The organism is Pseudomonas sp. B21-009 (assembly GCF_024749345.1).
Lineage (GTDB): Bacteria > Pseudomonadota > Gammaproteobacteria > Pseudomonadales > Pseudomonadaceae > Aquipseudomonas.
Map to the genome: position 1 here is coordinate 3263454 of NZ_CP087199.1, position 11731 is coordinate 3275184.

Annotated in this window: 12 protein-coding genes; 6 read left to right on the forward strand and 6 right to left on the reverse strand. The window is 62.5% G+C overall.

The genetic code is table 11. The annotated features are described in order from the left end of the window. Positions 1–15: 15 nt before the first annotated feature. Complete coding sequence (locus LOY34_RS14865; protein WP_195884313.1) at positions 16–474, reverse strand: nucleoside deaminase; 459 nt, start codon at positions 472–474, stop codon at positions 16–18. 154 nt (positions 475–628) lie between these two features. Between LOY34_RS14865 and LOY34_RS14870 the strand changes: the two genes are divergently transcribed. Further along, the gene (locus tag LOY34_RS14870; protein ID WP_258663393.1) at positions 629–1324 is read left to right on the forward strand and encodes a type 1 glutamine amidotransferase domain-containing protein; all 696 of its coding nucleotides are present in this window, start codon (positions 629–631) and stop codon (positions 1322–1324) included. Positions 1325–1461: 137 nt separating this feature from the next. Continuing rightward, the gene (locus LOY34_RS14875) at positions 1462–2250 is read left to right on the forward strand and encodes a CSS-motif domain-containing protein (protein ID WP_195884315.1); all 789 of its coding nucleotides are present in this window, start codon (positions 1462–1464) and stop codon (positions 2248–2250) included. A gap of 62 nt (positions 2251–2312) precedes the next feature. Here LOY34_RS14875 and hppD read toward each other — a convergent pair whose 3' ends face one another. After that, complete coding sequence (hppD, locus tag LOY34_RS14880; RefSeq protein WP_123566094.1) at positions 2313–3389, reverse strand: 4-hydroxyphenylpyruvate dioxygenase; 1077 nt, start codon at positions 3387–3389, stop codon at positions 2313–2315. 325 nt (positions 3390–3714) lie between these two features. On the opposite strand from hppD, the gene LOY34_RS14885 reads away from it, so the two are divergent. Both LOY34_RS14885 and rarD read left to right on the forward strand, forming a co-directional pair. Then, the gene (locus LOY34_RS14885; RefSeq protein WP_258663397.1) at positions 3715–5286 is read left to right on the forward strand and encodes an EAL domain-containing protein; all 1572 of its coding nucleotides are present in this window, start codon (positions 3715–3717) and stop codon (positions 5284–5286) included. A 61-nt stretch (positions 5287–5347) separates the two neighbouring features. Beyond that, on the forward strand, positions 5348–6235 hold the full coding sequence (rarD, locus tag LOY34_RS14890) for an EamA family transporter RarD (protein WP_045198084.1): 888 nt from the start codon (positions 5348–5350) through the stop codon (positions 6233–6235). On the opposite strand, the gene LOY34_RS14895 is transcribed toward rarD, so the two are convergent. Both LOY34_RS14895 and LOY34_RS14900 read right to left on the reverse strand, forming a co-directional pair. Beyond that, on the reverse strand, positions 6198–7769 hold the full coding sequence (locus LOY34_RS14895) for a TerC family protein (protein ID WP_195884317.1): 1572 nt from the start codon (positions 7767–7769) through the stop codon (positions 6198–6200). The two genes, rarD and LOY34_RS14895, sit on opposite strands and share 38 nt — an antisense overlap. 201 nt (positions 7770–7970) lie before the next feature. Beyond that, on the reverse strand, positions 7971–8681 hold the full coding sequence (locus LOY34_RS14900; RefSeq protein WP_195884318.1) for an SDR family oxidoreductase: 711 nt from the start codon (positions 8679–8681) through the stop codon (positions 7971–7973). A 181-nt stretch (positions 8682–8862) separates the two neighbouring features. Between LOY34_RS14900 and LOY34_RS14905 the strand changes: the two genes are divergently transcribed. Further along, complete coding sequence (locus LOY34_RS14905) at positions 8863–9450, forward strand: LysE family translocator (RefSeq protein ID WP_258663400.1); 588 nt, start codon at positions 8863–8865, stop codon at positions 9448–9450. On the opposite strand, the gene LOY34_RS14910 is transcribed toward LOY34_RS14905, so the two are convergent. Together LOY34_RS14910 and LOY34_RS14915 are read right to left on the reverse strand one after the other, a co-directional pair. Continuing rightward, positions 9439–10224, reverse strand: coding sequence for an AraC family transcriptional regulator (locus LOY34_RS14910; RefSeq protein ID WP_195884320.1), 786 nt, complete (start codon positions 10222–10224; stop codon positions 9439–9441). The genes LOY34_RS14905 and LOY34_RS14910 overlap by 12 nt on opposite strands. A gap of 5 nt (positions 10225–10229) precedes the next feature. Then, a complete protein-coding gene (locus tag LOY34_RS14915) occupies positions 10230–10766 on the reverse strand; it encodes a helix-turn-helix domain-containing protein (RefSeq protein ID WP_045198076.1) in 537 nt (178 codons plus the stop codon). 160 nt (positions 10767–10926) lie between these two features. Between LOY34_RS14915 and LOY34_RS14920 the strand changes: the two genes are divergently transcribed. After that, positions 10927–11709: an aldolase gene (locus LOY34_RS14920; RefSeq protein WP_195884321.1), complete on the forward strand. Its 783-nt coding sequence runs from the start codon at positions 10927–10929 to the stop codon at positions 11707–11709. Positions 11710–11731 lie beyond the last annotated feature (22 nt).

Here is an 11731-nt window from a genome sequence, read left to right on the forward strand (position 1 = left end):
CCTGAACAATCGGACCTAAACGCCGATATCTTCGTTCCAGAGTTCGGGGCTGTCCTTGATAAAAGCGCGCATCATCTTGACGCAGTTATCATTGTGCAGCACCTGCACATCGACGCCGCGGGCCTTGAGCAGCGCTTCCTCGCCCATGAAAGTCTGGTTTTCACCAACAATCACGCGCTTGATGCCATACAGCAGGATCGCCCCGCTGCACATCGGGCATGGCGACAAGGTGGTGTACAGGGTCGCCTCGCGATAAACCCTGGCCGGCTGGCGGCCGGCGTTTTCCAGAGCGTCCATTTCGCCGTGCAGGATCGCGCTGCCCTCCTGGACCCGGCGGTTGTGGCCACGGCCGATGATCTGGTTATTGTGTACCAGCACCGAACCGATCGGTATGCCGCCTTCTTTACGGCCCCGTTGGGCCTCATCGATAGCAGCCTGCATGAACGCATCTACGTCTTGGTTCAACGTGCTCATCGGTTGGTCGACTCCCTGTGGCAAAGCGGTTTTCTTCGCAGGCTAGCATACCGCCAGCAAGGAATGGCATCCATGCCAGTCGCTACTATGCTGTACAGGTTTCTCCTCTGCGACCTGGGCAGTCCGGGTCCGTTCCAGTATAGGGAGCGTTGCGATGAGCAAGAAAATACTGGTGGTGCTGACCAATACGGCCAAATACCCGACGCTCAAGCGCGCCACCGGATTGTGGCTGGGCGAGGCGGTGCACTTTGTCGACAAGGTCGAAAAGGCCGGTTACAAGGTCGATTACCTCAGCCCCAGCGGCGGTTACGTGCCGATTGACCCGCACAGCCTGCAGATGGCGGCGGATATCGACTGGCAGTGGTACCAGGACAAGGCGTTCATGAACCGTCTGGGCAAGACCCTGAGCCCCGGCGAGGTCAAGGCCCAGGACTACAGCGCCATTTATTATGCCGGCGGTCATGGGGTGATCTGGGACTTCCCCGACAACAGCGGGCTGCAGGGCCTGGCCCGGCGCATCTTTGAGGCCGGCGGCGTGGTGGCCTCGGTGTGCCATGGCGCGGTCGGCCTGCTCAATATCAAGCTCAGTGACAACACCTTGCTGGTCAAGGACCGCGAGGTCACCGGTTTTTCCGATACTGAAGAGAAACTGGCCGAACTGGACAAAGTGGTGCCTTACCTCACCGAAACCGAGCTCAAGGCCCGCGGCGGTTTGTACCGCAAGGCAGAAGAGCCGTGGCAGGCCTTCGCCATCGCCGACCAGAAAGACGGACGCTTGATTACCGGACAGAATCCCGCCTCTGGGGGCGCGGTGGCCGACCTGGTGGTGGCCGCACTGAAAAAGCGCTGAGGCGCCTACTTGGCTTGCCGATAGGTACTTCGCCGAGGGTAAACACGGCCTACATCCGCCGCTGATTGCGCTCTTTATGCTGACGAGTGTCACCCGACCAGGAAGGTCGGGCTCTTGTTCAGCATAGAGGTGCACTCATGGCTCCAACCCGTCTTGCCGGCCGCAGCCTGCTCGAGTTTCTGATAACCCTGCTGATCGGCCTGGCGCCCGTGGCCTGTGGCCTTCTGGTGTTGGCCCTGCAGGTCGAGCGTAAGCAGGAAGAAACCGCCGAGGTGTCTGTGGTCGAGGCTATCTATGCTATCGACCGGGTCTTCGATGCCATGCACGGCTCCAGCAATGCTGTGCTCGGGTTGGTCGGGCAACCCTGCGAGAAAATCCTCCCGACTCTGCGCCAGGAAGCGCTGAGGCAGCCAAGCGTGCGCTCGCTGGTGCTGACCCGAGAAAACCGTGCCTACTGCAGCACCCTGCTCGGCAGCATCGACACGGCAATCGACCCGGGCAGCTACTTCAACCAGCGCCTGCGCCTGGACTCGCGCAACGAAATCACCCCGGACATGCCGGTGCTGCACTACCGCCTGCAGGAATATCCCATGGGCGTCATCGCCATCAGCGATGCGCGCTCCCTGCAAACAGAACTGCAGGGCTTCAAGAACGCCATTGTCCTGGCCCTGCAGTTCGGCAGCGATTTTGTCTGGGCAACCGGCAGTGGCAGCGCCAAGCAGGTACCCAACCATGAAGAAAACAGCCAGCGCATGGTCTCGGAGAAGTACGGCTACACCGTCCACGCCGGCTACCCCGATGGCCACACCCGCAAGATGCTCAGCCAGGCCATGGCCTCCACAGCACCTTCCCTGCTTCTGGTCGGCATCATCACCTGCGCCGTGGCCTACTGGGGGCTGTTCAGGCAACGACGAAAAACAGCGTGAGCTCCACCATGAAAAAGGCCATTGAGCGTTTGCTCAATGGCCTTTTTCAGTGACGGTCCGGATCAGTCGGTACTGAGTACACCACGACGGACCTGGTCACGCTCGATCGACTCGAACAGGGCCTTGAAGTTGCCTTCGCCGAAGCCGTCGTCTCCCTTGCGCTGGATGAACTCGAAGAACACCGGGCCCATCAGGGTTTCGGAGAAGATCTGCAGCAGCAGACGCTTGTCACCGGCCTCGGAGGAACCATCGAGCAGGATGCCACGGGCCTGCAGTTCGCCGACCGGCTCGCCATGGCCCGGCAGACGCCCTTCGAGCATCTCGTAGTAGGTGTCTGGCGGCGCGGTCATGAAGCGCATGCCGAGCTTTTTCAGGGCATCCCAGCTCTCGAGCAGGTTGTCGCTGAGGAAGGCCACATGCTGGATGCCCTCGCCGTTGAACTGCATGAGGAACTCTTCGATCTGCCCGGCGCCCTTGGACGACTCTTCGTTCAGCGGGATACGGATCATGCCATCCGGCGCGGTCATGGCCTTGGAGGTCAGGCCGGTGTATTCGCCCTTGATGTCGAAGTAACGGATTTCGCGGAAGTTGAACAGCTTCTCGTAGAAGCCGGCCCAGTAGGCCATGCGCCCGCGGTAGACGTTGTGGGTCAGGTGATCGATGATCTTCAGGCCCGCACCGACCGGGTGACGATCGACACCTTCGATGAAGTTGAAGTCGATGTCATAGATCGAACTGCCTTCCTCGAAACGGTCGATCAGGTACAGCGGCGCACCGCCAATGCCCTTGATCGCCGGCAAACGCAGCTCCATCGGCCCGGTTTCGATCTCGACCGGCTGGGCGCCCAGCTCGAGGGCGCGGGCGTAGGCTTCGTGGGCGTTACGCACACGGAAGGCCATGCCGCACACCGACGGACCATGCTCGGCGGCAAAGTACGAGGCGACGCTTTTCGGTTCGTTGTTCAGGATCAGGTTGATACCGCCCTGGCGGTACAGGTGCACGTCCTTGGAACGGTGGGTAGCCACCTTGGTGAAGCCCATGATCTGGAAGATCGGTTCCAGGGCGCCCGGGGTCGGCGATGCGAACTCGATGAATTCAAAGCCCATCAGGCCCATCGGGTTTTCAAAGATATCAGCCATGCTCGTTTCCTCATCATCAAAGCGGGTAAATAACGGTCGTTAATTGCTATCGATGTCGAGCAGGCGTGGTGGCGCGCAAGAGATGCCCCTCACACTTCTGGCGAGGTAGTCACCATAGATCAGCTTGAACCCATGACACTTCATATGGACCCATTCTCGGCGGGTTGATTCCCCGAAGGTGGAGAACCTTATTATTGTATGCGTAACGGGATTCTACAGTGCGTAAACCGTTTTGTCCGCACTTTAGTTGACGCCCGGGCGGCGACGAACGGCTATCCTTGGCACACAGCCGTTTACTTCCCTCCGCTTGTACAGGTTAGCTGCCATGCCGCTCACGGTAAAACGCCCCGGACGCTGGACCCTGCGTGCCCTGCTGCCCTGGGTAGTGGGCGCGGTGCCGGTGCTGTGCGGGCTGCTGATCATGCACCTGCAGGCCCAGCGCGAGCTGGACGCCCGCAGCCGCGCCACCGCGCAGCAAGTGGTGGCCCAGGTAGAGCTGATCCTCGACAACATTTCTGGCGCGGCCAGGTCGTTGCTGCCCTTGGCCGGAATGCCGTGCGTGGAAGAGAAACTGGCCCTGCGCGACCAGGTCACCCGCCGCTCGTTCGTACGCTCGACCAACCTGGTGTACCGCAACGAGCTGTATTGCAGCTCGCTGTTCGGCCCCTACAGCGAACCGGTCAATGCCAGCGACTATGTAGACGGCAAGCTCTGGCTGATGAACGGCAACTCGGTGACTCCTGGCCACCCATTGCTGGTGTATCGGGTCTATGAAGGCGAGCGCGGCGCCATCACTACCGTCGATGGTGACCACCTGCTGACCGCCCTGCGCCTGATCGGCCCGCAGACCCAGTTGCTGCTACAGGTGGGCCGTTACTGGATGGGCAAGGACGGCCTGGTCCATGAAGGGATCGCCCCCGCCGCTGAGGTCGCGCCAGTGCGCCTGACCTCCAGCCACTACCCGTTCTCGATCCACAGCGGTTATGCGCCAGGCAAGGTCGGCCAGGTAATGCGCGATGAATACCCTGCGCTGTTCGGCCTGCTGGTGTTTCTCGGGGTGATTGCCGGTACCGTATGCCGCTGGATGCTGCGCCGTGCCAGCTCACCACGGGCCGAGCTGCAGCGGGCCATGGAAGCCTACGAGTTCTTGCCGTACTTCCAGCCAGTGGTGCGCAAGGGCGACTACCGCTGGGCCGGCGCCGAAGTGCTGATGCGCTGGCAGCACCCGCGCGACGGTCTGGTGCGCCCCGACCTGTTCATTCCCTACGCCGAGCACAGCGGCCAGATCGTACCGATGACGCGCATGCTCATGCAGCGCACTGCGCAATTGCTGGCGCCGCATGCAGCATTGATGGGCGAGGGTTTTCATGTCGGCATCAACATCACCGCCGATCATTGCCAGGACCTGGCCCTGTACGACGACTGCCGGGCCTTTCTCGGCGCCTTCCCGCCTGGCCGGGTATTGCTGACCCTGGAGCTGACCGAACGCAAGCTTATTGCCCCCAGCGAAGTTACCCAGACGCTGTTCGGCAAACTCCACGAACTGGGGGTGATGATCGCCATCGACGACTTTGGCACCGGCCAGTCCAGCCTCAGCTACTTGCGCCAGTTCAAGGTCGATTACCTGAAGATTGACCAAAGCTTCGTCGCCCTGATCGGGGTCGATGCGTTGTCGCTGCACATTCTCGACAGCATTATCGAACTGTCGGCCAAGCTTGAGCTGGGCATCGTCGCCGAAGGCGTCGAGAACGAAACCCAGCGCGATTACCTGGCGCGCCACAATGTCGATTTCCAGCAGGGTTACCTGTTTGCCCGGCCGATGCCGATCGAGGACTTTGTCGCCGCCCTGGCGGCCCAGGCCGAAACCGCGCCGCAGGTCGCGAAGGTTGCCGTTTAGGCCTGCGCCCTGAGATCATGGCGGGTTCCCCGCTCTGTTTTCTTCTGTAACCGAGGCATTTGTGTCAAAAGGCATCATTACATCGGTCACGGCCTCGTTCCTGTTTGCCGTGATGTACTACTACACCTCGCTGCTCACCCCGCTCGATGGCGAGGAGGTGTTCGGCTGGCGCATGCTCCTGACCTTGCCCTGCGTTACCCTGTTCATGCTGTTTACCCGCGACTGGCCGCTGGTCACCGGCTTGCTCGCGCGGGTTAGGCGCACGCCGCTGCTGTTGCTCGGCTTGCTGGGTACTTCATCATTGATGGGCGTGCAGCTCTGGCTGTTCCTCTGGGCGCCGTTGCACGGACGCAGCCTGGAAGTGTCGCTGGGCTACTTCCTGTTGCCGCTGACCATGGTCCTGACCGGCCGCCTGGTGTATGGCGAACAATTGTCGCGGCTGCAGAAAGTCGCGGTAGCCTGCGCGATGACCGGTGTCGGCCATGAGCTCTACCAGCACGGCAGCTTTGCCTGGGAGACCTTGCTGGTCGCCGCAGGCTACCCGCTGTACTTCGTGCTGCGGCGCAAATGCGCGACCGATCACCTCGGCGGTTTGTGGGCCGACATGTGCCTGCTGCTGCCGGCGGCGCTGTACTTTGTCATCCAGGGGCCGCTGTCAGCCCAGGACCTGGCCGCGCATCCGGGGCTGTACGGCCTGATCCCGCTGCTTGGGGTGATCAGCGCCCTGGCGCTGATCTGCTATGTGCTGGCCAGCCGCCTGCTGGCCTTCAGCCTGTTCGGCCTGCTCAGCTATGTCGAGCCGGTGCTGCTGGTGGCCGTGGCCCTGCTGCTGGGCGAGACCATCGGCCCCGACCAGTGGCTGACCTACCTGCCGATCTGGCTGGCGGTGCTGGTATTGATCGCCGAAGGCGTCAGGCACCTGCTGCGTCAACGGCGGCGTTCGGTGTAAGGCGCACCTGGCGCACGCGGCGCTCCTCCACCGCGACCACGGTCATTTGCCAGTTGTTCCACACCAGGCTGTCGCCGACCATCGGCAAGCGATCGAGCAGGCTCATGACCAGGCCGGCGAGGGTCTGGTAGTCCTCGGTGGGCTTGGCGGCAAAACCGGTGCGTGCCTGGATCTGGCTGAGGTTCAGGGCGCCGCTGACGACAAAGCCGTGGCCGTCCTCGACGATGCCCGGGCCTTCCACCTCACTGGCATCGGGCAGTTCACCGGCGATGGACTCAAGGATGTCGGTCATGGTCAGCACCCCGGTGAAATCACCGAACTCGTTGACCACGAAGGCGATGTGCGTCGACTGGCTGCGCATCTGTTCCAGTGCGTTGAGGATGCTGAAACTCTCCAGCAGGTTCACCGGCGCCCGGGCCAGGCTCTCGAGGTCAGGCTGATTACCGGCCAGCAGTTCCTTGAGCAGCTCCTTCTTGTGCACGAAGCCCAGCGGTTCTTCAATACGCCCGTCTCGAATCAACGGCAGGCGCGAGTAGGACGAATGCATCAGTGCGGTACGAATCGCCTCGGCCGGCTGCGCCAGGTCGATGGCATCGACCTCGGCGCGCACCGTCATCACCGTCTTGATCGGCCGTTCGGCCAGGTTCAGCACGCCGCTGATCATCACCCGCTCGCGGCGGTCGAACAGCACCTGTTCTTCGCCACCTTCGACCAGGTCGGCAATCTCCTCGCCGACATCATCAGCCTCGACCCGGCGCCCGCCCAAAAGGCGCAGGACCGCGTGGGCGGTGCGCTCACGCAGCGGCCGGTGTTGCTGCAGGCTGCGCTTGCGCCGCGCCCGGGCCAGCTGGTTGAACAGCTCGATCAGAATCGAGAAGCCAATGGCCGCGTACAGGTAGCCTTTGGGAATATGAAAGCCCAGGCCCTCGGCGGTGAGGCTGAAGCCGATCATCATCAAGAAGCCCAGGCACAGCATGATCACCGTCGGGTGATTGTTGACGAAGCGGGTCAACGGCTTGCTGGCAACGATCATGATGCCGATGGAGAAGATCACCGCGATCATCATGATCGACAACTCTTCGACCATGCCCACGGCGGTGATCACCGCGTCGAGGGAGAACACTGCATCGAGCACCACGATCTGCGCGACGATCGGCCAGAACGCGGCATGGCGCACACTGCCGGTGTTCTGCGCAACGTGGCCTTCGAGGCGCTCGTGCAACTCCATGGTGGCCTTGAACAACAGGAACACACCACCGAAGAGCATGATCAGGTCGCGCCCGGAGAAGCTCTTGCCGAACACCTCGAACAGCGGCGCGGTAAGGGTCACCATCCACGAGATACTGGCCAGCAGGCCCAGGCGCATGATCAGCGCCAGCGACAGGCCGATCACCCGCGCGCGGTCGCGCTGATGGGGCGGCAGTTTGTCGGCGAGGATGGCGATGAACACCAGGTTGTCGATACCCAGTACCAGTTCCAGCACAATCAGCGTGGCAAGGCCCAGCCAGGCCGTGGGGTCGGCTAGCCATTCCATGGGCGATTACTCATGTGCGAGAACGGGCGGAAAACGTCGCAAGGACGGGAGAATGGCCGGGACGGCCGGGTACTGGGAGGCTCCGAGAACGAAGTCATATCAACCTGAAATCAATTGGGGATGTGATCCTACAATTGCAGCAGGCTTTTCTCACAGCGCGAAACTATTTCAAATTCTGTACCCGCCCGTTCCCACAACTGCCTAGATCAACCCACCACCATCGATATCAATGACGCTGGCGGTCATGAAGCCGTTCTCCATGGCCAGCAGATACCCGGCCGCCACTTCATCCGCCGCCCCCACCCGTCCGACCGGCAGGCCCGCGCCGGCGCGGGCGAACATCGCCTGCCGCGCTTCGCCGTCCATCCCGGCGTAGGCTTCGGTTTCGGTCAGCCCCGGGCTGACAACGTTGACCCGGCGTGGCGCCAGCTCCTTGGCCAGTTGCCTGGCCAGGGCTTCGAGCGCCGCATTGAGGGTGGTCTTGATCATCTGCCCGGCGACGAACTTGCGTGACAGCAACCCCGAGGTCAGGCTGATGCTGGCGTGCGCAGAAAGGTGCGGCAACGCCAGCTGGATCGCCTGCAAGGCGCCCCAGAACTTCACCTCGAAAGCCTCGCGCGCCAGTTGCAGGTCGCTCTGCGCCAGGGGCCTGGCCTGCACGGCGGGGCCAGCGCTGATGACCAGATGATCGACGGTGCCAACGCCGGCAAACAGCGCCTGCAGCGCCCGGGTATCGGTGATATCGGCAACACATGCCTCGATCCCCTCACCCGGGCTTACCGCCTGGCGGCTGGCAACGATGACCCGTGCACCACGTGCCCTGGCCTGGCGCGCTACCGCCGCGCCGATACCGCTGGCGCCGCCGAGCACCAGCACGGTCTGGTGCAACAAGGATTGATGAGCGTTGTACATGATGATCACTGCCTGTGCTTGAAAGTGATTACATCTTGCTCTGCGAGCAATCAGGGAAAAACCAGGCTGCACGCCAAGCACCTGTAACCATTGCTTGAAGATATCCAGGGTAATTTTCTTCAATACCCGGCCATTCGCCGCGCCTTAGGCTGTGTCGGTCTTCCACTGCTGGATACCCCTCATGAGCCTGATGTTATCAATGGCCGCCTTCGCCCTGGCCGCCTCAATCTCCCCCGGCCCGGTCAATATCGTCGCCCTCAGCGCCGGCGCCCGCCACGGCTTTCGCGCCAGCTTGCGGCATGTCAGCGGCGCAACCCTCGGCTTTGTCCTGCTGCTGGTGCTGATCGGCCTTGGCTTGCACGAGTTGTTGCGCCATTGGCCGGCCATGACCCAAGTGTTGCACTGGGCCGGCGTGGTGTTCTTGCTGTACATGGCCTGGAAACTGGCCAGCGACAACGGCGAACTGGGCGCTGGCGGCGCTACGGGCGCGCCCTCGGTGCTCGCCGGCGCCACCCTGCAATGGCTCAACCCCAAGGCCTGGCTGGCCTGTGTGGCCGGCATCGGCGCCTATGTCGGCGAGGGCGATAGCCGCCGGTTGTGGCAGCTCAGCGCGATCTACCTGGTAATCTGTTTTCTGTCGATTGCCAGCTGGGCCTGGGCCGGCAGTGCAATCAGCCACTCCCTGAGCAATGCCCAGCGTATGCGCCGGTTCAACCGCTGCCTGGCGCTGCTGTTGCTGGCCAGCGCGCTGTACCTGCTAGTGGGCTGAACGATAGTGCCCAGGCGTCGCCGCCAGGTGGCGCTTGAAGGCTCGCTGCAAGTGCGCCTGGTCGGCAAAACCTGCCTCCAGTGCCACCTCGGCAATCAACCGCCCGCGGCGCAACTGGGCACGGGCATACTGCACCCGTTGATCGAGCAGGTAGCCATGGGGCGTCAAGCCGAACTGCTGCTTGAACGCACGGATCAGGTAGGACGCGGACAAGCCGGCAGCGCGGCTGATGTCTTCAAGGCGCAAAGGCTCGGTGCAGTGCGCGCGGATGAATTCGGCTGCGGCCAGCAGGCGCGGGTCGCCCTGGCCCAGCGCGCTTGCGCTTTCGCCCAGGCGCAGGCTCAGTGCGCTGCAAAACACTCGCAGTGCCGCCTCTTTGCCAACTGGCGGCTGCTGCTCATCCAGCAGCATGGCAAACAGCTGCAGCAAATCATCGAACAGCCCCGCCTCGGTGCTGCTGACAGCCGCCAGCGGCGAGAAACCCAGGCCCTGCAACCAGGCCCAGTCGATGAACAGCATCAGGTAGGACCAGGGCTCGCCCGCGATGGGATTGCAGGTGTGCACCACTCCGGGGTTCATCAGCACCACGGTGCCGGCAGCCACTTGCTGCTGGCGATCGCCACTGATGTAGGTGCTGCGCCCTGCGGTAATCGCACCAATCGAGAAACTCTCGTGCGAATGCGCCGCGTAACAGACCTTGCGACCATCGGCGACGCTGCGCACTTCAACGAAGGGCAGCGCCGGGTCACGCCAGAATCGCGAATTTGCGTGCATAGGCTTCAGCCCTCGGCGTCGTGCACCACCACCAGTAACTGGGCCTGCACCGGCCCCAACGAACGCAGGCGGTGCGGGGTCTGGGCGTTGAAATACAGGGCATCGCCACGCTCGAGGATCACCCGCTCGTTCATGAAGTCGACCTCGACCTGGCCTTCATGGACGAACAGAAACTCTTCGCCCAGGTGCTCCTTGAACGAGGCATCGCTGAACTCCGGCGGCGGGCTGATGATGAACGGCAGCAGGCTGCGGCTGCCGATCTGCTTGGCCAGCACCGAATAACCCGGCCCCTGCCCCGACACCGCCTGGCGTTCATGGCTGCGCACCAGGCTGTAGCGGGCCTGGCCTGGCTGGTCTTCGGCAAACAGCTCCTCGACATTGACGTTCAAGGCACGCGCCAGCTTCAACGCTGCAGCGATGGAGGGCGTATTCAAGCCGCGCTCGACCTTGGACAGGTAACTCTTGGTCATGCCAGCCGTTTCAGCCAGCGCCTCCAGGGTAATACCCAGTTTTTTTCTCAACAGTTTCAATCGGATAGACATGTGACGCGATTTTCCCAATGCCATGGGCAAGTATTTTCTTGCTAATGACACCTTGTGTCATATAGCCTTTATTGTGTAATGCGATTGACCACCCCGTCACCTTCCAAGCAACCGGGGTGGGCCAGCCGTGACACTCCATCACGCCACCGAGGATAGCCCCATGGCCAAGACAATGGCACTCCCCAAGGACCAACTGATCCAGCAGGCCCTTAAGCAGATGCAAGGCTCGCTTGCCGATAATACGTGGACTGTGCGCGAAAAGCTGGCACTGACCTGCCGGATTCTGTTCGACAACGGCCACGACTCCGGCCTGGCCGGGCAGATCAGCGCCCGCGGCCCGCAGCCAGGCACCTTCTACACCCAGCAACTGGGCCTGGGTTTCGACGAAATCACCGCCAGCAACCTGTTGCTGGTCAACGAAGACCTGGACGTGCTCGAAGGCCAGGGCATGCCCAACCCGGCCAACCGCTTCCACAGCTGGGTGTACCGTGCCCGCCCGGATGTGCACTGCATCATCCACACCCACCCGACCCACGTCGCCGCCCTGTCGATGCTGGAAGTGCCACTTGAGGTCTCGCACATGGACCTCTGCCCGCTGTACGACGATTGCGCGTTCCTCGAGGCCTGGCCCGGCGTGCCGGTGGGCAACGAAGAAGGCGAGATCATCAGTGCCGCCCTTGGCGACAAGCGCGCCATCCTGCTGTCGCACCACGGCCAGTTGTCGACCGGTGCCAGCATCGAGGAAGCCTGCGTGATTGCCCAGCTAATCGAACGCGCCGCCAAGCTGCAACTGCTGGCCATGGCCGCCGGCAGCATCAAGCCGATCGCCCCTGAGCTGGGTCGTGAAGCCCACGACTGGATCTCCCGGCCCAAGCGCCACAGCGCCGCCTTCAACTACTATGCGCGCCAATGCCTGCGGGTACATGGCGACTGCCTGAACTGAACCAAGCCTGTCACTGACCTTG

Coding starts and splice junctions, on each gene's coding strand:
- LOY34_RS14895 (WP_195884317.1), bottom strand. CDS start 7,769: ATGGAATGGCTAGCCGACCCCACGGCCTGGCTGGGCCTTGCCACGCTG.
- LOY34_RS14910 (WP_195884320.1), bottom strand. CDS start 10,224: ATGCACGCAAATTCGCGATTCTGGCGTGACCCGGCGCTGCCCTTCGTT.
- LOY34_RS14865 (WP_195884313.1), bottom strand. CDS start 474: ATGAGCACGTTGAACCAAGACGTAGATGCGTTCATGCAGGCTGCTATC.
- LOY34_RS14875 (WP_195884315.1), top strand. CDS start 1,462: ATGGCTCCAACCCGTCTTGCCGGCCGCAGCCTGCTCGAGTTTCTGATA.
- LOY34_RS14905 (WP_258663400.1), top strand. CDS start 8,863: ATGAGCCTGATGTTATCAATGGCCGCCTTCGCCCTGGCCGCCTCAATC.
- LOY34_RS14885 (WP_258663397.1), top strand. CDS start 3,715: ATGCCGCTCACGGTAAAACGCCCCGGACGCTGGACCCTGCGTGCCCTG.
- hppD (WP_123566094.1), bottom strand. CDS start 3,389: ATGGCTGATATCTTTGAAAACCCGATGGGCCTGATGGGCTTTGAATTC.
- LOY34_RS14915 (WP_045198076.1), bottom strand. CDS start 10,766: ATGTCTATCCGATTGAAACTGTTGAGAAAAAAACTGGGTATTACCCTG.
- LOY34_RS14900 (WP_195884318.1), bottom strand. CDS start 8,681: ATGTACAACGCTCATCAATCCTTGTTGCACCAGACCGTGCTGGTGCTC.
- LOY34_RS14870 (WP_258663393.1), top strand. CDS start 629: ATGAGCAAGAAAATACTGGTGGTGCTGACCAATACGGCCAAATACCCG.
- LOY34_RS14920 (WP_195884321.1), top strand. CDS start 10,927: ATGGCCAAGACAATGGCACTCCCCAAGGACCAACTGATCCAGCAGGCC.